This window comes from Erysipelothrix inopinata, from assembly GCF_014396165.1.
GTDB lineage: Bacteria > Bacillota_I > Bacilli_A > Erysipelotrichales > Erysipelotrichaceae > Erysipelothrix > Erysipelothrix inopinata.
Genome location: NZ_CP060715.1, coordinates 792,727 through 817,515 on the forward strand (window position 1 = coordinate 792,727; position 24,789 = coordinate 817,515).

General features: G+C 34.8%; 24 protein-coding genes and 9 tRNA genes. 27 read left to right on the forward strand and 6 right to left on the reverse strand.

The annotated features are described in order from the left end of the window. The first annotated feature begins 4 nt into the window (after window positions 1-4). From potA to H9L01_RS03960, 15 genes are all read left to right on the forward strand, one after another. Window positions 5-1,054, forward strand: coding sequence for a spermidine/putrescine ABC transporter ATP-binding protein (potA, locus tag H9L01_RS03890; protein ID WP_187534712.1), 1,050 nt, complete (start codon window positions 5-7; stop codon window positions 1,052-1,054). Continuing rightward, window positions 1,054-1,899, forward strand: coding sequence for an ABC transporter permease (locus H9L01_RS03895; protein ID WP_187534713.1), 846 nt, complete (start codon window positions 1,054-1,056; stop codon window positions 1,897-1,899). The genes potA and H9L01_RS03895 overlap by 1 nt, the downstream gene beginning before the upstream one ends. Then, window positions 1,896-2,708 (forward strand): ABC transporter permease, encoded by an 813-nt coding sequence (locus H9L01_RS03900; RefSeq protein WP_187534714.1) that lies wholly within the window; start codon window positions 1,896-1,898, stop codon window positions 2,706-2,708. Before H9L01_RS03895 ends, H9L01_RS03900 begins: the two co-directional genes overlap by 4 nt. After that, the gene (locus H9L01_RS03905; RefSeq protein ID WP_187534715.1) at window positions 2,705-3,754 is read left to right on the forward strand and encodes an ABC transporter substrate-binding protein; all 1,050 of its coding nucleotides are present in this window, start codon (window positions 2,705-2,707) and stop codon (window positions 3,752-3,754) included. Before H9L01_RS03900 ends, H9L01_RS03905 begins: the two co-directional genes overlap by 4 nt. Window positions 3,755-3,861: 107 nt before the next feature. Continuing rightward, window positions 3,862-3,935, forward strand: a tRNA-Cys gene (locus tag H9L01_RS03910). Window positions 3,936-3,943: 8 nt separating this feature from the next. Continuing rightward, window positions 3,944-4,030, forward strand: a tRNA-Leu gene (locus tag H9L01_RS03915). Window positions 4,031-4,073: 43 nt separating this feature from the next. Further along, window positions 4,074-4,150, forward strand: a tRNA-Arg gene (locus H9L01_RS03920). Between the two features lie 5 nt (window positions 4,151-4,155). Continuing rightward, window positions 4,156-4,232: transfer RNA gene (locus tag H9L01_RS03925), tRNA-Pro, on the forward strand. A gap of 29 nt (window positions 4,233-4,261) precedes the next feature. Next, window positions 4,262-4,338, forward strand: a tRNA-Met gene (locus H9L01_RS03930). A gap of 32 nt (window positions 4,339-4,370) precedes the next feature. Then, window positions 4,371-4,447: transfer RNA gene (locus tag H9L01_RS03935), tRNA-Ile, on the forward strand. A 6-nt stretch (window positions 4,448-4,453) separates the two neighbouring features. Continuing rightward, window positions 4,454-4,542 (forward strand) — tRNA-Ser (locus H9L01_RS03940). A gap of 24 nt (window positions 4,543-4,566) precedes the next feature. Then, window positions 4,567-4,643, forward strand: a tRNA-Met gene (locus H9L01_RS03945). A gap of 1 nt (window position 4,644) precedes the next feature. Beyond that, window positions 4,645-4,720: transfer RNA gene (locus H9L01_RS03950), tRNA-Phe, on the forward strand. Window positions 4,721-4,789: 69 nt separating this feature from the next. Further along, window positions 4,790-5,026, forward strand: a complete 237-nt coding sequence (locus H9L01_RS03955; RefSeq protein ID WP_187534716.1) for a helix-turn-helix domain-containing protein — start codon at window positions 4,790-4,792, stop codon at window positions 5,024-5,026. A 230-nt stretch (window positions 5,027-5,256) separates the two neighbouring features. Then, window positions 5,257-5,520, forward strand: coding sequence for a hypothetical protein (locus H9L01_RS03960; RefSeq protein ID WP_187534717.1), 264 nt, complete (start codon window positions 5,257-5,259; stop codon window positions 5,518-5,520). A gap of 17 nt (window positions 5,521-5,537) precedes the next feature. Here the strand turns inward: H9L01_RS03960 and H9L01_RS03965 are convergent. Beyond that, window positions 5,538-6,700 (reverse strand): IS3 family transposase gene (locus tag H9L01_RS03965; protein WP_187533829.1). Its coding sequence is split into 2 segments (ribosomal slippage): window positions 5,538-6,403 and window positions 6,403-6,700, totalling 1,164 coding nucleotides; the frame shifts between segments, so codons are not numbered across the junction. A gap of 498 nt (window positions 6,701-7,198) precedes the next feature. Between H9L01_RS03965 and H9L01_RS10835 the strand changes: the two genes are divergently transcribed. The 3 genes from H9L01_RS10835 (at window position 7,199) to H9L01_RS03975 (ending at window position 8,381) form a co-directional block, all read left to right on the forward strand. Then, window positions 7,199-7,324, forward strand: coding sequence for a hypothetical protein (locus H9L01_RS10835; protein ID WP_281381199.1), 126 nt, complete (start codon window positions 7,199-7,201; stop codon window positions 7,322-7,324). A gap of 2 nt (window positions 7,325-7,326) precedes the next feature. Beyond that, the gene (locus H9L01_RS03970) at window positions 7,327-7,743 is read left to right on the forward strand and encodes a hypothetical protein (RefSeq protein WP_187534718.1); all 417 of its coding nucleotides are present in this window, start codon (window positions 7,327-7,329) and stop codon (window positions 7,741-7,743) included. A gap of 470 nt (window positions 7,744-8,213) precedes the next feature. Next, window positions 8,214-8,381: a hypothetical protein gene (locus tag H9L01_RS03975; protein ID WP_187534719.1), complete on the forward strand. Its 168-nt coding sequence runs from the start codon at window positions 8,214-8,216 to the stop codon at window positions 8,379-8,381. Between the two features lie 61 nt (window positions 8,382-8,442). Here H9L01_RS03975 and H9L01_RS10840 read toward each other — a convergent pair whose 3' ends face one another. After that, entirely contained in the window at window positions 8,443-8,745 is a 303-nt protein-coding gene (locus H9L01_RS10840) for a replication initiation protein (protein WP_187534720.1), read from the reverse strand. Next, complete coding sequence (locus tag H9L01_RS10845) at window positions 8,718-9,044, reverse strand: RepB family plasmid replication initiator protein (protein WP_187534721.1); 327 nt, start codon at window positions 9,042-9,044, stop codon at window positions 8,718-8,720. The genes H9L01_RS10840 and H9L01_RS10845 overlap by 28 nt, the downstream gene beginning before the upstream one ends. A 620-nt stretch (window positions 9,045-9,664) precedes the next feature. On the opposite strand from H9L01_RS10845, the gene H9L01_RS03990 reads away from it, so the two are divergent. From H9L01_RS03990 to H9L01_RS04000, 3 genes are all read left to right on the forward strand, one after another. Then, complete coding sequence (locus H9L01_RS03990; RefSeq protein WP_187534722.1) at window positions 9,665-9,844, forward strand: hypothetical protein; 180 nt, start codon at window positions 9,665-9,667, stop codon at window positions 9,842-9,844. Window positions 9,845-10,031: 187 nt separating this feature from the next. Then, window positions 10,032-11,675, forward strand: a complete 1,644-nt coding sequence (locus H9L01_RS03995) for a DUF6138 family protein (protein WP_187534723.1) — start codon at window positions 10,032-10,034, stop codon at window positions 11,673-11,675. A 172-nt stretch (window positions 11,676-11,847) separates the two neighbouring features. Beyond that, on the forward strand, window positions 11,848-12,501 hold the full coding sequence (locus H9L01_RS04000) for an ankyrin repeat domain-containing protein (RefSeq protein ID WP_187534724.1): 654 nt from the start codon (window positions 11,848-11,850) through the stop codon (window positions 12,499-12,501). A 72-nt stretch (window positions 12,502-12,573) separates the two neighbouring features. On the opposite strand, the gene H9L01_RS04005 is transcribed toward H9L01_RS04000, so the two are convergent. Continuing rightward, a complete protein-coding gene (locus tag H9L01_RS04005) occupies window positions 12,574-13,059 on the reverse strand; it encodes a hypothetical protein (RefSeq protein WP_187534725.1) in 486 nt (161 codons plus the stop codon). Window positions 13,060-13,228: 169 nt separating this feature from the next. On the opposite strand from H9L01_RS04005, the gene H9L01_RS04010 reads away from it, so the two are divergent. From H9L01_RS04010 to H9L01_RS04020, 3 genes are all read left to right on the forward strand, one after another. Further along, window positions 13,229-13,630: a hypothetical protein gene (locus H9L01_RS04010; RefSeq protein ID WP_187534726.1), complete on the forward strand. Its 402-nt coding sequence runs from the start codon at window positions 13,229-13,231 to the stop codon at window positions 13,628-13,630. Window positions 13,631-13,750: 120 nt separating this feature from the next. After that, window positions 13,751-14,155, forward strand: a complete 405-nt coding sequence (locus tag H9L01_RS04015; protein WP_187534727.1) for a hypothetical protein — start codon at window positions 13,751-13,753, stop codon at window positions 14,153-14,155. Between the two features lie 205 nt (window positions 14,156-14,360). Then, window positions 14,361-17,600, forward strand: coding sequence for an InlB B-repeat-containing protein (locus H9L01_RS04020; RefSeq protein ID WP_187534728.1), 3,240 nt, complete (start codon window positions 14,361-14,363; stop codon window positions 17,598-17,600). A 134-nt stretch (window positions 17,601-17,734) separates the two neighbouring features. Here the strand turns inward: H9L01_RS04020 and glpK are convergent, their stop codons facing one another. Further along, the gene (glpK, locus tag H9L01_RS04025; RefSeq protein ID WP_187534729.1) at window positions 17,735-19,216 is read right to left on the reverse strand and encodes a glycerol kinase GlpK; all 1,482 of its coding nucleotides are present in this window, start codon (window positions 19,214-19,216) and stop codon (window positions 17,735-17,737) included. A gap of 239 nt (window positions 19,217-19,455) precedes the next feature. Between glpK and H9L01_RS04030 the strand changes: the two genes are divergently transcribed. From H9L01_RS04030 to H9L01_RS04040, 3 genes are all read left to right on the forward strand, one after another. Next, on the forward strand, window positions 19,456-20,694 hold the full coding sequence (locus H9L01_RS04030) for a polysaccharide deacetylase family protein (RefSeq protein WP_187534730.1): 1,239 nt from the start codon (window positions 19,456-19,458) through the stop codon (window positions 20,692-20,694). Between the two features lie 93 nt (window positions 20,695-20,787). Then, on the forward strand, window positions 20,788-21,756 hold the full coding sequence (locus H9L01_RS04035; RefSeq protein ID WP_187534731.1) for an amidohydrolase family protein: 969 nt from the start codon (window positions 20,788-20,790) through the stop codon (window positions 21,754-21,756). A gap of 138 nt (window positions 21,757-21,894) precedes the next feature. Further along, window positions 21,895-23,244, forward strand: coding sequence for an MATE family efflux transporter (locus H9L01_RS04040; RefSeq protein WP_187534732.1), 1,350 nt, complete (start codon window positions 21,895-21,897; stop codon window positions 23,242-23,244). Here H9L01_RS04040 and H9L01_RS04045 read toward each other — a convergent pair. Beyond that, complete coding sequence (locus tag H9L01_RS04045) at window positions 23,224-24,573, reverse strand: esterase/lipase family protein (protein ID WP_187534733.1); 1,350 nt, start codon at window positions 24,571-24,573, stop codon at window positions 23,224-23,226. The genes H9L01_RS04040 and H9L01_RS04045 overlap by 21 nt on opposite strands. Between the last annotated feature and the right edge of the window lie 216 nt (window positions 24,574-24,789).

Below are 24,789 nucleotides of genomic sequence, written 5' to 3' on the forward strand. Positions count from 1 at the left end.
CAGCATGGAAAGAGAAGCACTTATTCAATTTAAAAATATCGTCAAAAGTTTTGATGATCAATTGGTTCTAAAAGGAATTAATTTAGATATCTATGAAAATGAATTTGTCACGCTATTGGGACCCAGTGGATGTGGTAAGACTACTTTATTAAGAATTCTTGGTGGTTTCTTAGAACAGAATTCTGGTGAAGTTTATTTCGATGATATTGAAATTACACAAGTTCCTGCCTATAAACGGGAAGTTAATACTGTATTCCAAAGATATGCGTTATTCCCTCACATGGATGTTTACGACAATATTGCGTTTGGATTAAGAATTAAGAAAGAAAACGAAGATGTTGTGAAACAGAAAGTAGAAAAGATGTTGAAGCTTGTAGGTCTTGTGGGGTTTGAGCATCGTTCTGTAACATTGCTTTCTGGAGGGCAACAGCAACGTGTAGCAATTGCTCGAGCACTTGTTAATGAACCAATGGTTCTCTTGCTAGATGAGCCTCTTGGAGCCTTAGACTTGAAGATGCGTAAAGAAATGCAACGAGAGCTGAAAGAAATTCAACAAAATGTTGGGATAACATTTATCTATGTTACCCACGATCAAGAAGAAGCACTTACAATGTCGGATAAAATCGTCGTTATGAACGAAGGTGAAATTCAACAAATTGGATCACCTATGGATATCTATAACGAACCGGAAAATAAATTTGTTGCTCACTTTATTGGAGATTCAAATATTATTGAAGGAACGATGATTAAAGATTTCTTAGTATCATTTGATGATGCTGAATTCGAATGTGTGGATCAGGGATTTGATGAGAATGAATCCGTTGATATCGTAATTCGCCCTGAAGACATTGACATTGTTGATGTCGAAAAAGGAAAACTGACAGGTATTGTCGAGTCTATTACATTTAAAGGTGTTCATTATGAAATCGTAGTAGCAACACCACAAAGAAACTTCATTGTTCATACAACGGATAATTCTGAAGAAGGAAAAGAAGTAGGCATCCACTTCTATCCTGAAGATATTCACGTCATGTATCCAATGGAGATGTATTAATGAAAGAATATCGTAAATTAATTATTCCTTATGTTATCTGGATGTCACTCTTTATTGTTTTGCCAATGTTACTTATTTTCTTATATGCAATTACCACAAAAGGAAATGATGTCATTTCATTACAATTTACCTTAGATAACTTTAAGAAATTCTTTGATCCTTTATTTATTAAAGTTCTTTGGGATTCGATTAAGATTGCGGCGATTACCACAGTCATTTGCTTAATCTTAGGATACCCACTTGCATACTATATTTCGAGAACATCGCCACACATGCAAACAATGTTAATTTTACTTGTAACGATTCCAATGTGGATAAACATGTTGGTTCGTACCTATGCTTGGATTGGAATTTTGTCTGATGTTGGAATTATTAACAATGTGCTTATGTTCTTTGGTTTCGAACCCATCAAGATGATGTATACCGACTTCTCTGTTATTTTAGGGATGGTCTATAACTTCTTGCCATTTATGATTATTCAAATCTATACTGTTTTATCTAAAATGGATGAGTCATTAATTCAAGCGAGTTATGATTTGGGTGCAAACCGATATCAAACATTTAGAAAAATTGTATTTCCGCTTTCTCTCTCAGGAGTTATTTCAGGAATTACACTTGTCTTCTTACCATCACTTTCAACCTTCGTTATTCCGAAGTTCTTAGGTGGGGGAAGTTACGTTCTAATTGGTAACTTAATTGAAAACCAATTCTTAAATATTGGTGATTATAACTTTGGTAGTGCACTGTCATTAATTATGGCGGTCTTGATTATGATCTCGATTCACTTCACTAATAAATTTGATCGTGATTCGGAGTTAACGACTAAAGGAGGTAAAGTACAATGATGAAAAAACGTAAATGGGGATCCTCATTAGCAATTTTCTTAATGCTACTATTCTTCTATAGTCCAATTATTGTCTTAATGGTCTTCTCTTTCAATGACTCGAAGTCCTTAACATCATGGGCAGGTTTTTCTACCCGTTGGTACCAAGAGCTCTTTGCAAGTCGAGATATGATATCTGCAATTCAAGTTTCCGTAGGTGTTGCGATTGCCGCAACAATTATCTCGACGATTGTAGGAACCATCACAGCAATTGGTTTATCCAAACATAAACCAATTGTGAAACGTACAGTATTATCAATTAATAATTTCCCGGTCTTTAATCCAGAAATTGTTACCGCAATCAGTTTAATGATTCTTTTTGCCTCAATCAAACCTATATCTGAAAATAAAGGTTTGATAACGATGCTAATAGCTCATATAACGTTCTGTACGCCCTATGTAATCTTAACGATGTTACCAAAGCTTCGATCACTTGATCCGAGCCTAACCGATGCTGCCATGGATTTAGGGGCAACGCCATTCATGGCGTTAAAGAAAGTTCTCTTGCCGCAGCTTACACCTGCTATTATTTCAGGTGCGCTCATTGCTTTCACAATGTCCTTTGATGACTTTGTCATATCATACTTTGTTACAGGTAATGGTGTCAGCAATATTTCAATCATGGTTTACTCCATGTCAAAACGAATTAATCCAACTATTAATGCTCTATCAACAATCATAATTGTGATCATTACCATAGCATTAGTATTAATTAATGTCGTTCCAATGTTAAAATCTAAAAACTTAAAACAAGAAGGTGGAAAAATATGAAAAAATTTATGTTAGCGAGCCTTGCACTTCTACTGGTATTAACAGGATGTGGCAAGAGCGGTGGAAAAGAAGAACTCCGTGTCTTTAACTGGGGAGAGTATATCGATAAATCACTTATCAAAGAATTTGAAAAAGAAAATAATGTAAAAGTTATTTACGAAATGTTTGAATCAAATGAAGCAATGTATAACAAATTACAAGACGGTTCAAAATATGACATAATTGTTCCTTCAGACTATATGACACAACGTATGCGTGAAGAAGGATTATTACAAGAAGTAGATTATTCAAAAATACCTAACTACAGCCATGTTATCCCAAGTTTAAAAAACCGTAACATGGATCCAGAAAATAAATATACTGTTCCTTACTTCTGGGGTAATGTTGGTATTCTCTATAATAAAAACAATGTTGATGTAAAAGATTTAGAAGAACAAGGTTGGTCAATTTTCCAAAATGAGAAATACAAAGGACATATGTATTTCTATAATTCAGAGCGTGATGCATTTATGATTGCTCTTAAAGCATTAGGATATTCAACAAATACTAAAGACCAAGCACAAATTGAAGAAGCGAGTGCATGGTTACAAGATATGAAACGTAACATCAAACCAGATTATGTTACAGATGAAGTTATTGACGGTATGGAGAGCGGCACACGCGATTTAGCTGTTATGTACTCAGGCGACGCTAACTACGTTTTAACGAAGAATGAGGACATGGCATACTTTGTACCTAAAGAAGGTACAAACACATGGGTAGACGCGATGGTTATCCCTGCAAATGCTCCTAATGTCGAAATGGCACATAAATGGATGAACTTTATGATCTCACATGATGCTTCGAAAGCAATCACTGAAGAGATCGGATACACAAGTCCAATTCAAGAAGTAATTGATGAAGTAACAGCACCTGGTGGATCCTTCGAAGGAATCGAATCTTACGTTACACGTACAGGTTACGAAAAAGACGAAGAATTCTTCTACGATGCAAAAATGAAAGAAATCTTATCAAACGAATGGTCCCGAATTCTCGCTATTAAGTAGGGTTTAAAGCGTATATTTCTAAATAAAAAAGAAATATACGCTTTTTTTAAAATTAAGGGTTGCATTTTGTTTTGGTTATTGTATAATGTAAAAGCACAGTGAGAAACGGTTCCTTAGCCAAGTGGTAAGGCAATAGACTGCAACTCTGTGATCATCGGTTCAAATCCGATAGGAACCTCCATAAATTATGGGGATGTGGCGGAATTGGTAGACGCAACGGACTTAAAATCCGTTGAAGGTAACTTCGTATGGGTTCAAGTCCCTTCATCCCCACCATTTACAAATATGGTGGCAAAAAAATTGAAATCGATGTATATACGCGCCCGTAGCTCAACTGGATAGAGCACTTGATTACGGCTCAAGAGGTTATGGGTTCAACTCCTGTCGGGCGCGCCATATTTCGGGATGTAGCACAGCTTGGTAGTGCACCTGGTTTGGGACCAGGGGGTCGCAGGTTCGAATCCTGTCATCCCGACCATTTTTATTAAAATACAATCGATTACATATGGCGGGATAGCTTAGTTGGCCAGAGCGCTCGGTTCATACCCGGGAGGTCGTGAGTTCGAGTCTCACTCCCGCTACCATTATTAATTAATTAAACAGATACTGTAGTTCCGGACCCTTAGCTCAGTTGGTTAGAGCTACCGGCTCATAACCGGTTGGTCGTAGGTTCGAGTCCTACAGGGTCCACCAAAAATTGGAGGAGTACCCAAGTGGCTGAAGGGACTGGTCTTGAAAACCAGCAGACGTTAGCGCGTGCGGGAGTTCGAATCTCCCCTCCTCCGCCAGTTTAATTAAAACCAAATATATATCGCGGGATGGAGCAGTCTGGTAGCTCGTCGGGCTCATAACCCGAAGGTCGTAGGTTCAAATCCTTCTCCCGCAACCATGGCCCTGTAGCTCAGTTGGTAGAGCAACGGATTGAAGCTCCGTGTGTCGTCAGTTCGATTCTGACTGGGGCCACCATAACAAGTAATTAAACCTAATGTCGTGTACGATGTTAGGTTTTTTTGTATAGTCAGGAGGTCGAGTGTAATGGAGTTAAAGCCACTCCTAAGTGTAGTTAGTGATTATGTCAACGATGAGATTGATCGTAATAATTACACTCAAAGGCAGTTCGCCAAAATTTCGGGAATTTCCCAGTCAACATTAGTGAAAATCGTGAGTCATGATGAAAAAGCTGGTATTAATTCTAGGAGCATTGATACGCTCCTCAAGAATACGAATACCTCCCTCACAGAATTATTCGAAAAGTACGGCGAGTACAAATAAAAAAAAGAGCCATCTGTCTTCACCTCTCATTTCTACTGTCAGCATTTTCCCACCACCGCTTTACAAAGTGTTTCCTTTTTCACTGCACTTTATCATGCATTGCACTATTAATTGCAACGCCAAGCACTTCGTGTCACGAGGTGAGCATTGCAATAAGTTTATGCATGATGTCGTTATGTTACAGAGGTTCACACATCCTTTGACTAAAGCCGAAAGGCAAGGAGGAAAATATGACAATAATTAGTAGAATTCGAACAAATGGTGAAAATGTAATTGTTCCTATGGATAGTATCGGAATTGTAGTTTCTCAAATATATGCTGACAGAGTTTATGATATTATCAAATTTGACCCAACAGATGATAACTATCGCCTTGAAGAAGTAACTGATTCAGGTTCTAAACAAGTTATATTCTTAAACTACCAACAGCTTTGCAACCTAATTGAAAACAACGAAATAGTTGAGATTAGCAACGGAAGTGACCTAGTTTTGTGAGACACTCATAAAAAAAATTAACCTAGGATTCTAGATTCTCGATACTTTACCGGGGATTTAAATTCCAGTTTTGCTTGTACTCGTGTGTTGTTATAATGTTTAATAAAGTTTATCACAGTTTGTGATATAATTTCATTGGAACTTTTCAGTTCTGGATATCGATAGAACGTTTCAGACTTTAAGGTGGAATGAAACGATTCGATTGGAGCGTTATCTGCAGGTGTGCCTTTTCGGGACATACTCATGGTAATGCTCTTTTTATATACTGTTTCCTGATAGATTTTTGATGTATACACGGTTCCTTGATCCGAGTGAAGTATACACCTATGCTTTATTTCAGGAAGTTGATTTAAGGTATCCAGCACAAAATTTGTATCCTGTGTATCGTCCAACGAAAAAGCAATAATTTCGCCATTATAAAGATCCATAATAGTAGATAAATATAATGTTTTTTCTCCCCATGGAAGATATGTAATATCCGTTGACAGTTTCTCTAATGGACGATTTGCGGTAAAGTCACGATCAATTATATTACTGGCAACAATCGATTCTTTTCCTTTAACGTGTTTAACTTTCTTAGGTTTAACCCTACATTGTAGATTGAATTTTTGCATAATTCTCTGAACAGTATTTTTATTTAAATGGTTTCCTTCGTCTTTAAGTATTCCTTTTATTGTACGATAACCATATTCATAATTCGTTTCTTTGCATTTTGATATTACTATTCTCTCATTATAAGAAATTTCATTTACTTCTATTTTGTTTTTCCATCTGTAGTATGTTGATCGAGGAATATCAAATAACTCTAGAATTAACTTAATTGGCATCAAATCCTTGAATTCATTTACAATCTCAATGATTATTTGTGGTACCACTTCCTTTCCTTCTCTTTGTACTTTTTTAATATCTTTATTTGATTCTCCAATATTTTGTTTTTAATTTCTAAACTTTCTTCTTTCGACCTGTCAGTTGGTCCATGACCATAACTATATTGTTGTCCAGGTGACTGTGACAATCTCTCAATTTCACCATCACGATACCAGTAGTACCAAGTGTATACTTGCGATTCACTTTTAATATCTAACATCACCTGAATTTCTTTTACGCTGTATCCCTCTTCTTTGAGCTTGATTGCTTCTAGTTTAACCTCTAGAGGGTAATAATTGTTTTTCTTAGCCATAATATAAAAGCACCTCCTATTGTACTTGTCATTGTCTAACAACGATTGTACGAATACAAGGTGCTTCTTTTTTTATTGTGTCCCACTAAACTAGGTCAGTGCCAACTGATAGCATCAGTTGTTTTTTTTATGTTTGATTTGGTTAATTAAACCATATCATTTTTAGAAAATTTTGATTGAATTTTGATTTCGCCGATACATCTTGCGAAAACAATTTTTAACTTAAATAGTCCTTAGCATTAACTTTTTTATTTACTTCTTTGACACCCTCACTGTAGCACAAACAGTCCCAATGCAACATTCGAAAATTTTTGAAAAGAACGTTGCAAAATTTTTCTCTCAAGCTACACTTCGTTATGGTTCACTCGCTTTGCTCGTCTTACACCCGTGCTAGCACGACTTCCAGCCATTGACTTCGTTTGTGTTGCATTACTCCCTTCAAGTTGTGCTAAGGATTGGGTGTCAAAGGGATACAGCCCAACTGGAGGAGGTGGTTAAATGAATGAACCAATGATAGAAATACCGTTATCGTTATTCATATGGTTAATTAGTCAGAGTGAAAACGTGGAAATGGAATTAGGGTTATCAGTAGAAGAAGTCAAAAAGACAAAAGGAGCCAATTAAAAATGTTTTATTATCAAGTTAAAGAAATAAATAACCAAGTAGAAGTTTTATGTTCATCAAATTATAAGCTACAAAAAAATGATGTCGTGGTCATTCCTGATTATGACAACGAACCAGCAACTGCACGAGTTCAAAAAGAAGTCCCCCCTTACAAGGCATTAGTTTCACCAATCGAACCATTGGAAATTATTGATAAGGTTGAAATTAAAGAATGGGAAGCGAAACTAAAAAAAGAAGTCGAAAATAAAGTTATATTCAAAAAAATGCAGAACAAAATTAATGAAATAAAAGTACTGGAACAATTAGAAAAATTCGCAGTAAAAGATAAGGATATGGCGGAATTGTTAACGCAGTATAAAAACCATAACGATTCTGATGTGGAGAATTCTCCACAAAACGAAATAAAAACTGAATACTAAAAATTGTGGAGGAAACTCCACAAAGTATTCGCCGTCGCACCATTTAAAAATTTTTAACACTATGGACTTCAGATAACGTAAACTTAAAACGGTCTTTGACACGTTTTATATCTTCGGTACATAGTTAAATTTTTAAAAGACGCTCCAATTTAAGAATGACTTCAATACATTGTAAGAATTTTTTTACAAATATGCTATTTTAAATTAAGAATCTCGGTTGCACTACGGTAAGTGATGATTGGCGTGTGCCGTTAACGACACACTGGTCATGGGCACGGTCGCTTGCTCACTCTTATCGCCTATGGCGATGAAAAACGTTCTAAGAATATAGGGCGCCGAAGTGACGCCCTGGATGGAAGAACGAGAGTTATATATTATTTGAAAACAGTTCCCTTATTCTCGTATCAACTATTTAGGAGATTGTAGCACTAATGCATATTTACAAGCATTTTAATGGAGCTTTAATAGAAGTGAGTGATCAGGGAGTAAAAACGGTAACTTTTGATGACATCCAATTCAATACTATAGGTGATGTCAACAATTATATTAATTCTGAAGTATATATTTATAAGTTAGATAAGGAAAATAGAAATTCAGATTACTATTCTAAGGCATATTTAAAAGCTAAGAATGAATAATTAAAAATAGGTGAATACTGTTCCATAAAAATTTTACAATGATTGTGATATAGTAATGTAGCTAGCATTGACTGGGGGTAGCTGTCTTTAGAACATATTTGTCAAAATCTGAGAATCTAGTTTGATATTCTTCCTTTGTATCAGTTATTTCTCTTAGTTCGTCCATGGGTATTTCTGGGTGAAGTTGACCTTGATTAAACTTCATCATAATCCATTTGAATAAAATCAAAGAATAGTTACTATTTAGATTTTCAATTTCTGTAATATGGTACTGAGTGAAATTCGACTTTAAATCAACAAGATACGGCATTATTAAGTCATTAAATCGTATAGAAACTATGTCATTATTATCACGGATCCCCATTGAAGCCTTGAAGTCACATTTATTAAGGCTTTCTCTTCATTCGGCAATTCTAAAACGATACCTTGTTGCGATAATCGTTGAAAAGATTGTTCCATTCTAGTAAATCTATTTGAATTATCCATGTCAAAAAAGTTAAAAATATCAACTTTGCTTAAAAATACTTCTTGCTTTGGAGCATTGGTATCTATACAAGAAACGGCCATTTCAAAAATTTTGAATGTGGTTCTATCTAGCTTATTTATCGCTTGAATCATGTCATTGCCCTGAACCATTTTGTTTGTTAAGTTGAAATCGTTCATAACAGTACACTCCTTGAAATAATAGTAATTACATTACCTCTGTTATTACTGGTGATATAATCACTGTTAAGTGCATATTTTCAAGCCTTAAAAGGATTTAAAAGAAATACTACTAGTATCCGAAAGATGAAATGATATGATAAATAAAAAGAATACCGAAAAAGAGTTTTATTTTGAAGGGCGATTAAACAAACTTTTTTATCCGCATTAGGGTTTTCAACAAGACAATGCAATCTCATAGCATGATCATTTCAAATACGTTATACTTAAAACAAGAGAAAAGGAGATTTTAAAATGAAAAACTTTTTAAAAATTATTAAAAATAATTTAAGTTTAATTTGGATATCGATTTGTTATATATCTATAATGCTATATTTGCAATTATATAGTACTTTATTCACTTTTTCCTTTTTTGAGCTAACCTCGGTCAAAGGAGACGCAATTTGGGAAGTTCAAGAACTCATTAATAATTTAATTAAAAACCTGAACATTTTTTTAACAATAGGGTTCTTAATATTTATAATAATTCATATATTGAACCGACAGATAATACATAAAAAAAACCCTAACTAGGGTTTTTTCGTATATATGAAACTCTTGAGTTTTTTGAATTTTCAAAGATGGAAACAGAAGAAAAAATCAAATTTTGTGAGCGAAAGATTATAGATCTTGAGAAGCTGTTTAAAAAGGAGCTTGCTACAAATTACGCAAAGAAGTGCTTTCATGAAGAATTATTGCTTCAAAAAATGTTCTTTGAAAGAATGATCTGTCAATTAAAAAATAGCAAAGAATTTGTATAAATGCATAAGGAAACAACTTCATAATAATATAGCAAATAAAATCAAAAGATATTTTAATGTGATTATGTAAATATGCCGTAAAGAAATTTCGAGTATCTTGTGAACTTTAATAAGTTCACTCAAAAATCAGAATTAATCATGGAATCCAGTGATACAATTAATTTATTGAAATCTGGAGGATTTAATAATGGACTATAATGCACTGGCACAAGAAGTAATTAAAGAAGTTGAAATCCGTGAAACATTTATCAGAAGATATATTGAATATAAAATCACCGGTACAGAGGAAGCTACCGCAATCGATGGCATTGATTTTGTAGACGGAATTGTATCAACAATTACATTTAAATGGAGTAAAGGTGTCGTGAATTGTGAAATGAACACCGACCTTATCAATAGAATTGAGTATTTTGAAGACGGATATGAATCCATTCAAAAAACTGAACTAGAGGGTACATTCGGGGATATTTCGAGTAAGGAGTATAAGGAAAAAGTTTTTCCAATTATTATAAATGCAATCCAATCAAAAATTGATCAGGAATCCTTTAAAGGAATATATGCTAGCAAACTAGTACTCAAGCTTGCCATTAATGAGAATGGAGTTAAAGTTAACCAAACTGTAAAATTAATATCAGATGTCAGAAATAAGAAGCTTCAACAATCGGTAGATGATTACTTTGAATCAGAAGAATATAAAATCTTTAGCTTCGTAGAAGATCGGTTTTCAATGGCTCATGCGCTAGATGTGGTCTTATCCAACCCCAATTCTAATATTGAACCCGAAGTGATTCTAGACTTCTTAGAAATCATTAAAGCGACTGCAATTAACGAAACGGGATGGCATACCTGGCTATATCCGATTCACTTCAAAGAAATATATAAAGAATACTCCAAGAAAAAAGATATCGATTTAAAACACTTAGATATCCTATTTAAAATAGCACAAGATGGAATGATGTTTGCAGATGAAGTGAAGTATAAGAAAGTCGCTATGAAATTAATAGAAAATATTTCTAAACAAGGCTATCAACCAGCTGTTGATATGATTGAAGAAGAAAATTCACAAAAAAATGATAATATAATTGAGATATCAACAAAGAACATTGAAATGACTTTTAATAAAAAAGAACACCTAATTGAGATAATGTTTAAGTCGAAAGGAGAAAATTCGTATAAAGAAGGAATCCAAGCAATTGTTGATAATATCAAGAATGGATTTCCTGGAAACTACTTAATTTCCATTGTATCTAAAGATGGTGAAGCTACCGATAAAGAATGGTTTGAACCAAGCGATACTGAAGAGTTTTGGGATAAAGCTGCAGGTTACGAATCACTGCATGATTTGATACGGGAATATCTTGAGTTAAACATGAGTGGTGACGAATATTACCTTGATAAATCAAGTGATGAAGCAATGTCTTTGGGCGGATATGCTGTCTGTTCCCTCGTTCTTGAGGACCCAAAACATGAAGATATATTTAGAAAATATATAAAAATGAATGACCAAGAACACTCACTGAAAGCTACAGAGATTGTGTCTGCATATATCAGCAAATACGGTATTACAAAAGATAATGTTGAAACAGTCATCACAGGGATGATACATGTAAATAATGATGAATTCTATGGTGACTTTGAAGGTTTAGAAAATGAAGATATTCTCGAGACCTTCATTCAAAAAATAATAGATATGGAAGTTGAGGGATGGGCTGTTGAGGAAATCATAGAAAAAATATGGGGAATTAATGATGAGTTTGAAGAACTAATTGGTGCGTCTTCAGGAAGATACAAGAGTTTATTAATGAAATTAAAGGAAATGTCTGAGGAGTAGCTAAGTATACACTAGTTGCGGTACAAGGCGATATTTCGATAAGAATAACACGTGTTTAAAAGTACATGTGTTATTTTTACAATAGAGTATTGAGTCTTAGAATTTCTAATTAAATCATAATGTTTGATAATTTATACGGGGAATGGGACTATAAATATAGTAGAGGTGGCGTATGAGAAAAATAATATTTATAATCTTGATTCTAACGATAGTGGGCTGTGCTCAAAATACAAGTGAAAATGTTAATAGAACTGATAACAATAAAAAAGAAAGCGAGCAGGATACCATGAGTAAAATAAAAATTAATCCAAATATCGATAAAGTAAATGAAAATAATGAATCCGAACTTCTAATTGCAGTGCACAATAATGATATTGAAGCGGCAATTAATTTGATTGATCAAGGTGCTAATGTAAACCTTCAAGATAATATTTCCGACTCGCCCTATTTGTACGCAGGTGCCCAAGGACGAACAGAGATTCTTGAGCACATGTTAAAGTATGCGGATATTGATTTTTCTGTTGTGAATAGATATGGTGGTAACACACTCATCCCGGCAGCTGAAAAAGGACATATTGATAACGTGAAACTTTTAGTAGCAGATGACCGCATCGATATTGATTTTCAAAATAACTTTGGTTATACAGCTCTTATAGAAGCAGTAGCTCTCACAGACGGTTCAGAAAAGTTTGTGGAAATTGTGAAGATCTTGGTAGATGCTGGTGCGGACATTACTCTTAAAGATAAATCAGGTAAGACTGCTCTAGATTATGCCAAAGAAAAAAAATATGAAAAAATGATAGAAATTCTAAGTAAGACGTCATAATAATCTAATAAAAAAAGAGAACTGACAAGAAAATATTCTGCAGTTCTCTTTTTAGATAGAATCTCTATTTGATTACTTTTGTACAGTACATGTAAATCCATTAGCTTCGAGTGCTTCAACTTCTTCATCAAGGAAGAGGCCTTTAACTTCACGATCATAGCCATTATAAAATTGTATTTTATTCATAATATCAAAATCTATTTTTGAAAAGTCTTGAATCTTTATAAACTCAAATAAATCATCAGTATCTGTAACTTTTGTCTCGTAACCTGGAATCTTTCCACCAGCCTTACTTTCAAACATTGAATTTTGTGCATCTACTGCCGCTACCAGTGATTTTGTTTTTGTAGTAAATTCCACAACATTTACCTTGGGGTCTCGAGTTACTTTGAGAGTTTCTGTCATCTTGGTAACGTCATTTTTATTTGCTTCAATTTCAAACGTATTTTCTATTATATCTAAGTTTTTAAATGAGCAGACAGTTGTTTCTGTTTTGTTTTTATTAGAACATCCCACAAGAAGAAACAATATGCATAATCCAGTAAGTAATTTATTCATAGTATACCTCCAAAAAATAATCATAGCATAATCAAAATGAAGTTTTGATGAAAGGTTTGTTAAGGTAGATGTGTTTAATTTAGGATATGATAAGATTGAATGAGATAGTGAATCGTAAAAAAAAGAAAAAGGTATAGATAATATACGTTTGAATAGAAAGGTGAGTCTAGTGGCACAGATAACAGTTAACAGAAGTAAAAACTTTATAGGGATGGCACGTGATTATAAAATATATCTTAACGATCAAGAAGTCGGGCGTGTTAAGAATAATTCTACCACAACAATCCAAGTGGAACCTGGAAAGTATGAGATGAGAGTTGGTATAAGTAAATTAAATGGAATGAGTAATTCCATAGAAGTGCACGTAAATGAGAATGATGATTTAGCATTCATCACTAAAATGAGTAAAGTTATGATAATGAGCTACGCGTGTGTATTTTTAGGAGGCGGCTTAATGGGTCTCTCATCTGGAACTAGAAGAATACCCATGATTATTATAGGGTTAGTTCTTGCAGTTTGTGGTTTATTTATGACATTCCGTCATAACATTGTGTTACAACAAACGGTTTAGTAGCAATTATGAATGTTCAAAAGAAAAATTGCTTGAACTAAAGTGAGGAAATGGTAGGATAGAATTAGATTTGATATTAGCAGTTATAATGCATCCATATAGTTAGGTAGGGGGACACTTATGGCTAAAATTACAATTAAACGGAACTTATCATTTTTAGGTTATCCACATAGTTATAAAATTTTTATTAACGATAAAGCTGAGGCACTAGTCCGCAATAATTCGAGTAGAACTATGGAACTAGATCCAGGGGTGTATCGACTCAGGGTCGGTATTGGGAAATTTAACACCCGAAGCAATCAACTTTATGTCAATGTAGACGAAGACAGTGAACTCTTATTTACAGCTAAAATGAATGCGTGGTTGATATACGGATTTCTAATTGCATTTGCGGGATTCGAGTTACTTCATTTTTTTGTTTCAGATGGAAATTTACCGATGATAATATTGGGTATTTTATTTGTTATTGGTGGGTTTGCAGTTTCATCACTTTATGCGGTAAAGCTAAAAAGAGTCACCAAATAATTTTGAAAGGTAATTTAGAATTCTCTAAATTATCCTTTTTTTACATTGGCCTACCAAACAATTTACCTAAAAACTAGGTGGAATATAAGAAAAATGAGTTAAAACGGGAATGAATTATAAAATATCACTATAATTTCACTTATGTTTCATTTGTTTACAAAAAATATAGCTTATTATGTGGGTAACGAAGAAAAAGGAGAATAATATGAAAAAATACTATATACTTGGTATTTCACTATTATTAATGATTGGCCTCGTGCCCGCATACGCTGACACTAAACCGCTCACCGATGATACTCAAAAAACTGAACACGTTGAGATTTCTGAAACTAAACAAAAAGACGATATTACTGAAAGTGAAGAATTCGTAGAGCAAATTCCTGAAAATAAAATAAATGATAATAATTCATCCATAAATGATGAAACTACTAAGCCTGAAATTAAAAGTTCGCTGCCAGAAGAAATAGAAGCTATTACTGATAAAGAATCTATAGTAAAAATGGAAGTTAAAGAACCAACAAAAGCTTTGAAAACTGAAAATGATGCGAACGATAAAACCGTAAGTGATTGGTTCTCAACAAAAGAGGCACAAGATGTCGTAATGGAGAAACTTCAAGTCTCTGCAACTGATATCATTACGCAAGAACAAATCGATTCGATAGTAATGATAGAATTTTCTAAAGTTGATTTAACCAATCTAAAACTCATAGATTTAGCACCACTAAAAAATCTTGATGCTATTACATTTAATACAACTACGAATATTCCTAATTTACATGATTTGGATGTATTTCCTAAATTAGATTACATTCGTATTTCATCCTCATCTGTAAAATCATTATCGGGAATAGAAAAAGCAAAAACGATTACAAGTGTAACGATGCAAAGAATTGATTTTGATGGCTCAGTAGATTTCTTTAATGGAATTGGTGAGCTTAACTTAAGAGACTTAACCATGATGTCAATGCCTAATTTGACCGACGAGCATGTGACATTCATTCCCAAATTAAAAAATTTGAATAGTGTAAGTTTGGAATCAACACAATTTTCTGATTTATCAGTATTTAAAGACATGCAATTGTTGACGTCAATTCTTGCAAGAAATGCATTTATAAAAGATATATCTATAGTTGAATCGATTCCTAAGTTGAAAAGTTTAAATATTGAAAACTTTGATGCTGATATCGTTCCGGAATCAAAACGTAATCGTGTTATAGATTACTCAGTATTAAAATCAAGCTATGTGCCAGGAACATTCTCACTATACATGGATAGACAAAGGGCTGAAGTGCCTGTAAAATTTGATAATACAAAAAAAGAATACTATCTTGATCTTTCAGAGTTCAAACTATTCAAAGACTCGACACTTACTAAAACAAGTATTCAAGGCGTATGCAATAAAGAGAAATATGTTTTTGACGAAACAACAAAACATCTGAGTGTTCCAGAAGAAAAAGTTCAAAGTTGGTTAAAAAATCCAGAAATTAGTTATCCTGGAGATGTGTTCTCAATTTCATTTGACACTGATGGTCCTTATGGCCCTGGACACATTGGAAGAATATTCTTATTCCCAGATTTAAGTGCCTTAAACCATACTGTTACTTACAAATATAATAATGGTGTTGCAGACTCGGAATTAAAAGATATTGCAAACAATTCCTTGCTTACTAAACCTGCTGATCCGATTTTTACAAATCATAAATTTGTAGGTTGGTACAGTGACGCGTCGTTCACAAAACCATGGGACTTTACAAGTAGCCGTGTAACCCAAGACACGACACTCTATGCAAAATGGATTCAAAATCCATGGACTGTTACCTTTAAGCATGGTGATACGCTAATTAAAACAGTTAGTGTTGAAAATGATATGCAGATTCCATTTGAAGACATTATTGATATTGAAATACCGGGGCACTCTATTGAAGGCTATTTTAGAGAAAAAGAGTTTACACAAGAATGGGATTTCTTTGGTGATACTGTTACTCAAGATACGACCTTGTGGGTGAAGACCTCTAAATTAAAATTTGATGTAACTTTTGTTAATAAAGCTGGAACAAACCTATACACAATTAATGATGTTCCTTATGAAAGTATTGTACCTGACGGATATCAAGAAGTTCTTCAAAAAGTTGGATCAACGTATATGATTTATACCGACGCTGAAATGACGAATGAATGGAATCCAAGTACCTTTAAAGTATTAGATGATGTTACACTCTATGTCGACTACAGACTCAATGATTACACACTTTCATTTGAAACAAATGGTGGAACTGCAATCGACGCGAAACAATTACCATATGAAACACTCATTGGTATGACGCATGAAACAACGAAAGCTAACCACAAATTAGTCGGCTGGTATCTCGATGCTGCCTTCACAACTCCAGTTACAGCAGAAACAAAACTAACCGCTGATACAACTATCTATGCGAAGTGGGAAACAGTTGAATACACACTCACCTTTGAAACAAATGGTGGAACTGCAATTGCTGCGAAACAATTACCATATGAAACACTCATTGGTATGGTACACGAAACAACGAAAGCAAACCACAAGTTAGTCGGCTGGTATCTCGATGCTGCCTTCACAACTCCAGTTACAGCAGAAACAAAACTAACTGCTGATACAACAATCTATGCGAAGTGGGAAGCAGTTGATTACACCCTCACATTCGAAACAAATGGTGGAACACCAATCGCTGCGAAACAATTACCATATGAAACACTCATTGGTATGGTACACGAAACAACGAAAGCAAACCACAAGTTAGTCGGCTGGTATCTCGATGCTGCATTTACAACTCTAGTTACAGCAGAAACAAAACTAACCGCTGATACAACTATCTATGCGAAGTGGGAAACAGTTGAATACACACTCACCTTTGAAACAAATGGTGGAACTGCAATCGCTGCGAAACAATTACCATATGAAACACTCATTGGTATGGTACACGAAACAACGAAAGCAAACCACAAGTTAGATGGTTGGTATCTCGATGCTGCCTTCACAACACCAGTTACAGCAGAAACAAAACTAACCGCTGATACAACAATCTATGCGAAATGGGAAGCAGTTGATTACACCCTCACATTCGAAACAAATGGTGGAACTGCAATCGCCGCGAAACAACTACCTTATGAAACACTCATTGGTATGACGCATAAAACAACGAAAGCTAAACACAAGTTAGTCGGCTGGTATCTCGATGCTGCCTTCACAACACCAGTTACAGCAGAAACAAAACTGACTGCTGATACAACAATCTATGCGAAATGGGAAGAAAATGAATCTCAAGTAAAACCTGGTATAAAAGATCCAGATAAAAATAAACCGACCTTACCAACTACCGGAGTTCAAAGTACAACTTTAACACTCTATGCTGTAGTTGCCGTTGGACTGATGCTAGTTCTCATTTCAACCAGAAAAAAGAAAGAAAACTAGATATTGACGAATTGTAAGATTCTTCAAGAATAAAACTGATAAAAAGGCGAATCACGATATGATGATTCGCCTTTTTCCTCTCATTATACTAGTTCAATATATTAATAATATGTATCTTTTTGATAATTACAAAGCTATTTTGAGGAAAGTGTCCGGTCAACAGCATTTGACCAATTTTCCAGAAGGTTTTCCCTGATAGCTGGTGGCATGTTTGTTTCATAAGTAGTACTTGGCGAGATGGTATTTTCAATTGATTGTTTATTTTCGAAGAATCCTGTTGCGAGTCCAGCAAGGAAGCAAGCTCCTAGTGCAGTTGTCTCAGAAACTACGGGACGTGTAACTTCAATATCTAAGATGTCTGCTTGAAATTGCATTAAAAAATTATTCATAGAAGCGCCGCCATCAACGTTCAAATTCATGAGAGGAATATGACTATCACGTTCCATTGCTTTTAAGACATCATGGGTTTGGTATGCGATAGACTCTAGGGCTGCTCTAATGATATGTGAGCGATTAGAACTACGTGTTAGACCCGTAATTGTGCCCCTAGCGTCCATATCCCAGTAGGGTGCTCCAAGACCTGTGAAAGCAGGAACAATAACAACTCCTTGAGTGTCCTCAACTGAGAGCGCGAATCGTTCCGATTCACTGGCATGATTAATGAGACAAAGTTCGTCACGAAGCCATTGAATGATAGCTCCTCCAATGAAGATAGAACCTTCTAGAGCATACTCAACATTGCCATCAATTCCTACCGCAATTGTACTAAGTAGGCCATTCTGACTATCGACTGCTTGGGTTCCAGTATTCATAAGTAAGAAACATCCAGTTCCATATGTGTTTTTTGCTTGTCCAGGGTAAAATGATTTTTGGCCGAAAAGAGCGGCTTGTTGATCTCCTGCGATTCCAGCAATCGGAATGCTAACATCTTGAATTGTCGTGTAACCGTAGATTTCTGAACTTGATTTTACTTCAGGTAAAATTTCTCGGGGAATATTCATAAGATTGAGTAATTCTTGATCCCACTGTAGCGTATGAATGTTAAAGATCATTGTACGAGATGCATTGGTAACATCAGTAACATGCACCTCACGATTAGTTAGGTTGTATACTAACCACGAATCGACAGTCCCAAACATTAGTTCGCCACGTTTAGCTTGTTCATATGCGCCTTCAACATGATCGAGGATCCATTTAATTTTCGTTGCAGAAAAATAGGCGTCAACAATTAATCCAGTTTTCTTACGAATCATTTCAGCATGACCTTGTTCGATGAGGTGGTGTGCATCCTCAGCTGTACGTCGACATTGCCAAACAATAGCGTTGTAAATTGGTTGTCCGGTTTTGCGATTCCAAATTAAAGTTGTTTCACGTTGGTTTGTGATTCCAATAGAATCAATTTCCTCGATTGCAATACCCGAACGAGCTATGACTTGGTTCATGGCTCCCATCTGTGTTGCCCATATTTCCATGGGATCTTGTTCTACCCAAGCAGCTTGGGGATAAATTTGTGTTAATTCAGTCTGTGCCATTGACACAACTTGATGATTTTTATCAAAAATGATTGCTCTAGAACTCGTAGTGCCCTGATCTAAAGCGAGAATATATTTTTTCATAGTACCCTCCGTACAAACATCATACAAAAATAAGTTAATAATTACATTAAAAACCAAGAAATACTTAGGGGAATGTGAATAAATGATGAGAATTTTATGTTGATATTGAGTCAATAACCTCATAATACGCACTTATCATCAGTGATTTTGATACTGTTAAAAATAATCGATTATTGACCATCACAAAGTCATGATTAACCTGTGTTATACTATTTAAGTAGATAATGGGGGTAACAGAAATGAAACTGAATAAGTGGTTAAAACCAACAAGTCATAAAGTAATCTTCTCTTTAATAATAGTTGCAGTCGTAATTGGAGGAGGATTCGGGATTAAAGCAATGGTAGAATCCATGAAACAACCCGAAATTACCTTTAAAGAACCGATAACATTGGAATACGGACAGCATTCTGATGCTGACTCTGGAAGTGAAAATAGCGAACTCTTAGATATATTTAAAATAGATTCGATGGTAGATAAAGAGACTTCAAAATTCGATGTTTTCTCTGTTTACGAAGAAGCGTTGACCGAAGAAAGTTATCAGCTTGAACCTATGAAAATTGATACTAGCAAAGTAGGCGATTTTGAGGGAGTCTTATATGCAAAACTCGGTAAGAATATCGCTTCATTTCCATTCAAATATAGTGTGAAAGATACCCAAAAACCGGTACTTTCAAATATAGAAAATCTTGAAATTGAGCAGGGCGGAAATCTTAAACATGACTTTAAAGCAATTGACGTCGTAGATGGTGATCTTGAAGTGGTCATCGAAGGAGACTATGATGCCAATAAACCAGGTGAGTATAGTCTTGTTGCTACAGCAATCGATGCTAATGATAATAAGTCATCACAAGAGTTCAAGTTGACGGTGAAAGAAAAGAAAAAGGAAGTAGACACTTCCAAAGGCACAATTACTAATGGTAGCTCTGGTAAAAAAGTTGTAGCACTAACTTTTGATGATGGACCACATCCAACCAATACACCACGCCTTCTTAATATTCTTGAAGAAAAAGGTGTTAAAGCGACATTCTTTATTCTTGGAGAAAGAGCTGATGAATATCCAAATATCGTTAAACAAACACATGCTAAGGGACATGAAGTCGAAAATCACTCATATAGCCACCCTGATTTGGCAGGCGCAAGTCTTGCCGTGCTTGACAGAGAAGTAGAAAGAACAAACAAAATTATTGAATCATTAACAGGAAGACGTCCTACTTATTTTAGACCACCTTATGGTTCTTATAACAAACAGGTATCTGCTAACATCACAAATCAGATTGCCTTGTGGTCTGTTGATACACTGGACTGGAAGTCCCGTAATGCTGCCGCTGTTCAACAATCGGCAATGAGTCAAGTACATAATGGGAGTGTCATTTTGATGCATGACATCCATTCCACAACGGTTGATGCGGTGGGACCCTTAATTGATTCTCTAAAAGCACAAGGATATACGTTTGTAAGATTAGATGAGCTTCGATAACTATTAATAGAAACTTTTAAAAAAAAATAATTAAATTAAGATTGTAAAAATAGCTTGAGGGGAATTTCGTACATATAGAAAGGTGGAATTCCAATGGAACACAAAGTTATAGATACGCATGCTCATCTTTGGCCAAACGGCTATTTAGATGCTTTAAAACAACAGGGATCAAACGATACTGATGTTGCAAGAGATATTGGAGCAGATGACTCCAATGAATCAATAAAAAAACGTATTAAAATGATGGATGAAGCAGGCGTAAAATTTCAAATTTTATCAGCTACACCACAATCACCACAGTGGGGTGATGAAGCAACTTGTGTCAAATTGGCTCAACAAATTAATAATCGCTATGCAGAAATTATGGAACAATATCCTGGAAGATTTAAAGCATATGCGGCAGTTCCATTACCTTACGTTGAAGCGTCAATTGAAGAGGCAAAACGCGCTATTACAGAGTTAGGATTTTACGGCGTAGCTGTGAATACCCTTATAAAAAATGAAATTCCAATGGGCGATGAGAAATTTGATGCGTTTTACGATGCGATTAATCAACTTGAGACGGTACTTTATATTCATCCAACAGGGTGTGGAGCTCATTCCTTCTTAGTTAATGACTATCATTTAGAATGGGTTATCGGAGCGCCAATTGAAGATATGATACTTCCTTTAATTGTGTTGAAAAAAGATTTACCCAATCGATACCCACAGATAAAATTTCATATTGCTCATCTCGGAGGGGGCTTACCTTTCTTGATGCAACGAATTGAAGATAATTACGAAGATTGGAACGCTTTTACATCAAGTCCTACGAAAATGTTAAAGGAACATTTTTGGTTTGATGCCGCGAATTTCCATCAACCATCTCTAATCAGCTCAGTTGAAACTTTTGGGGTATCAAGAATTCTCATGGGAAGCGATTTTCCATACTTTCAAAATGATAAATATCTTCGTGCTGTGAGATATATAGAAAACAGCAGCTTACCAGAAGAGGAAATTGCCGATATACTCTATAATAATGCACAAGACTTATATGGAATTGATGAGTCAAGTAAGAAATAATTGACTTTCAATGATGGTGTGATAGAATACACTGGAATACATCAGTAAGACTGCCGAGTCTGAAGATGCTCATCATATTAAAGCATGTAAGGCCTAAGTAAATGCTACTTAGGCCTTTTTTGTATTCTAGGAGGACATATGAACTATTCAAAAATGAGTAACCGCGATATAATTATTAAATTTGCGATACCGCAAATGATTGGATTGGTATTTAATTCAATTTACTTTATTATTGACGGTATATTTATCGGACAAAAATTGGGCTCTGATGCTCTTGCAGCAGCAGGTGTAGCTATTCCAGTAGTGGAAATTATGATTGCACTTTCAATGTTAATCTCTGTAGGTGCTGGAGTAGTAATATCTGCTTCATTAGGAAAAGGAAAAACTGAAGCTGCCAATAAAATGTTTAATAAAGCTAACTTAATAACACTTGTATTAGCGTTTGCAATTGTGATTCTTGGGAACTTGTTTATTGAACCAATTGCTCGTTTAATGGGAGCCACGGATCTTATTATTGATGATACCGTAGTTTACTTAAGATACTTCTTAACAGCATCACCGTTCCTAATATTTAGCTTTACTTTAAGTACGTTTGCAAGAAATGACAATGCTCCAAAACTTGCGATGTGGGCTTTAATTGTAGGGTCTCTGTCTAACATTATTCTTGATTGGTTCTTTATGTATCCACTCGATATGGGTATGGCTGGAGCTGCACTTGCTACTTCTCTAGGTCCGGTTTTTAGTGTGATAATATTACTGCCTCATTTTCTGAAGAAAAAAGGTGTTCTACACTTCAAGCTAGAACTCTTTAAAATAAAAGATATTGTTTTAATTATTAGAAAAGGTCTTTCAGCATTTATTACAAACTTTTCTATTGGCCTAGTAACATTATTCTATAACCTGGCAATTAATCACAATAACATGGGAGAAATTACACTCTCTGCATATGTCATAATAGGATACCTCGCACTGATTGCGCTGACAGCATTTCTTGGAGCCGCACAGGGAATTCAACCTGCTATTAGTTACTATAGTGGTAGTGGAGAAAATCATAAAATTAGGGAGCTATCACGTTTCTCAATTATATTTAATATTACGATTGGAATAATTCTAATGGTAATTATTTGGCTATTAGGTTCGTATATTATTAGTTTATTTACAATGGATACAAACCTCAATGCGTACACCAATAAAATCGCATCAATTTACTTTCTCAACCTTGTTTTTGCAGCTGCAAATATTATGATTGCGACTATACTTCAAGCACTCAACCAACAAAAATATTCAACATATTTATCATTAATGCGATCTACAGTTCCGTTGATCTGTTTATTGTTAATACTTCCTATTTTAGTTGAGAGTGATGGCATTTGGTATGCGATAACACTAGTGGAAGGTATAACATTGGGAATATCGTATATAATCTGGAAGAAAGTAATGGCCGAGAATAACGAAATGATTCAAGAGTTAGAATCCGCGTCTCTTTAAATCTTTGAGAATGTCACTATAAAATTCTCTTACATCAAAACCAGGGATGTTTTCTTTGTTGAGATCAATGATATCTGCATGGGTAATTCCTCTATTTCCAACTGGATCTACAATTGTGTTTGTGTCAAAAAAAGAAGCAGATTCAACAGAAACCAGACCATCATTTTTGCCATCGAAGTGCTTCACGATTGGATAGGTAATGTTAAGTGGGAATTTTCCAGAGCGGGAAGATGTCGTATACGAAGCAAAAGATTGGTAGAAGATGCTTTCTGAGTTAGGCATTAGTGTATTCAGTCTTTTACATGTTTCGTCGGTAAGGTCTGTAACTCCGGCTAGAAAATCAGGCTTAGTATCCCCGAGCGCTTCGAAAGTTTGATTATACATTTTAGATATTCGTTTAACGGCGCGATCTGGCGCATTTTGAAGAAGATAATTTGCAAAGATACACCCGTTATGAGGTGTGTTAATTGTGGAGAGTGAAGCAACTAAGTTCTCAACACCAAAATTTGATATTGCATACCGAGCATCTAAACCGCCTTTGGAGTGGGCGATAATATTTACCTTTTCACATCCAGTTGAATCAACAAGGTTTTGGATTCGTTGCGCTAGTTGTTTCCCGCATATTTCAACAGATTGCGAAGATTCCTGCTCACCGTAATAGAGTGTTGCACCTCTTTGTTCAAGGAAACGTGGGATCCTTCCCCAATAGTTGAGATACTTGATGTCTCTAAAAAAAATACCATGGACAAAAAGTACTGGGTATTGGGTTTCACAGTCATTATTGTATGTAGGAAAATCTCCGAGGTAATCCTTTTGTGCTTCAAATTCTAGTTCATCGGTCACGGTATTAATTATTTTCGTAAGATACCAGATGTTAATGATAGGAATCCATCCACATATGAGTCCTTTAATTCTTGTTTTTAAACCTAATTGAACTGAAGAAATATAGACACGAATCATTCCATTCCAAAAAATGAGAGACTCAAGAATAAAAATCCAAATAATTGTAAGAATGACAGCAAGTAAATTTGGTCTAAAAATAAAATAGTACCCAATATAGGATGGAATGATAAGAAGTAGCGATATTACAAAAATCTTTAAAGACTCATTACCTTGATATAACAAAGTGAGGTGTTTTCTTACGAAAGTTTGTTTGGGGTATTTTGTAAAAACTAGTAAGAACATTGCGACGGCACAGATAAAGACAAGCACGAGTTCAAAGTCTGATGTATAATTTGCGATGAAAAGCGGAGCCATAATTATTAAAACTTGAAGAAATGCTAGAATAATTCGTTTAATTCGATCTTTAAACAGATAAATAGATGTCATAAAGAAACCTCTCAATTAAGTCTTCATTGTTAATTTAAGTGTAACACACATTATTAAATATAATAGAATATAATTTTGCATAAAAATTAAATATTTATAATGATTTCTTTATTTATAGAATCTGTCATTTTAATATAAATCAGCACAAATGTGAAATATTTGTGAATAATTGTAAATGTTTATGAAAGGTAGATGAAGATATCGACCGTAAGCTAG

What these genes read in the sequence shown, in the direction of transcription:
- potA (WP_187534712.1), top strand. Translation starts at nt 5, where the DNA reads ATGGAAAGAGAAGCACTTATTCAATTTAAAAATATCGTCAAAAGTTTT.
- H9L01_RS03895 (WP_187534713.1), top strand. Translation starts at nt 1,054, where the DNA reads ATGAAAGAATATCGTAAATTAATTATTCCTTATGTTATCTGGATGTCA.
- H9L01_RS03900 (WP_187534714.1), top strand. Translation starts at nt 1,896, where the DNA reads ATGATGAAAAAACGTAAATGGGGATCCTCATTAGCAATTTTCTTAATG.
- H9L01_RS03905 (WP_187534715.1), top strand. Translation starts at nt 2,705, where the DNA reads ATGAAAAAATTTATGTTAGCGAGCCTTGCACTTCTACTGGTATTAACA.
- H9L01_RS03955 (WP_187534716.1), top strand. Translation starts at nt 4,790, where the DNA reads ATGGAGTTAAAGCCACTCCTAAGTGTAGTTAGTGATTATGTCAACGAT.
- H9L01_RS03960 (WP_187534717.1), top strand. Translation starts at nt 5,257, where the DNA reads ATGACAATAATTAGTAGAATTCGAACAAATGGTGAAAATGTAATTGTT.
- H9L01_RS10835 (WP_281381199.1), top strand. Translation starts at nt 7,199, where the DNA reads ATGAATGAACCAATGATAGAAATACCGTTATCGTTATTCATATGGTTA.
- H9L01_RS03970 (WP_187534718.1), top strand. Translation starts at nt 7,327, where the DNA reads ATGTTTTATTATCAAGTTAAAGAAATAAATAACCAAGTAGAAGTTTTA.
- H9L01_RS10840 (WP_187534720.1), bottom strand. Translation starts at nt 8,745, where the DNA reads ATGGGGATCCGTGATAATAATGACATAGTTTCTATACGATTTAATGAC.
- H9L01_RS10845 (WP_187534721.1), bottom strand. Translation starts at nt 9,044, where the DNA reads ATGAACGATTTCAACTTAACAAACAAAATGGTTCAGGGCAATGACATG.
- H9L01_RS03990 (WP_187534722.1), top strand. Translation starts at nt 9,665, where the DNA reads ATGGAAACAGAAGAAAAAATCAAATTTTGTGAGCGAAAGATTATAGAT.
- H9L01_RS03995 (WP_187534723.1), top strand. Translation starts at nt 10,032, where the DNA reads ATGGACTATAATGCACTGGCACAAGAAGTAATTAAAGAAGTTGAAATC.
- H9L01_RS04000 (WP_187534724.1), top strand. Translation starts at nt 11,848, where the DNA reads ATGAGAAAAATAATATTTATAATCTTGATTCTAACGATAGTGGGCTGT.
- H9L01_RS04005 (WP_187534725.1), bottom strand. Translation starts at nt 13,059, where the DNA reads ATGAATAAATTACTTACTGGATTATGCATATTGTTTCTTCTTGTGGGA.
- H9L01_RS04015 (WP_187534727.1), top strand. Translation starts at nt 13,751, where the DNA reads ATGGCTAAAATTACAATTAAACGGAACTTATCATTTTTAGGTTATCCA.
- H9L01_RS04020 (WP_187534728.1), top strand. Translation starts at nt 14,361, where the DNA reads ATGAAAAAATACTATATACTTGGTATTTCACTATTATTAATGATTGGC.
- glpK (WP_187534729.1), bottom strand. Translation starts at nt 19,216, where the DNA reads ATGAAAAAATATATTCTCGCTTTAGATCAGGGCACTACGAGTTCTAGA.
- H9L01_RS04030 (WP_187534730.1), top strand. Translation starts at nt 19,456, where the DNA reads ATGAAACTGAATAAGTGGTTAAAACCAACAAGTCATAAAGTAATCTTC.
- H9L01_RS04035 (WP_187534731.1), top strand. Translation starts at nt 20,788, where the DNA reads ATGGAACACAAAGTTATAGATACGCATGCTCATCTTTGGCCAAACGGC.
- H9L01_RS04040 (WP_187534732.1), top strand. Translation starts at nt 21,895, where the DNA reads ATGAACTATTCAAAAATGAGTAACCGCGATATAATTATTAAATTTGCG.
- H9L01_RS04045 (WP_187534733.1), bottom strand. Translation starts at nt 24,573, where the DNA reads ATGACATCTATTTATCTGTTTAAAGATCGAATTAAACGAATTATTCTA.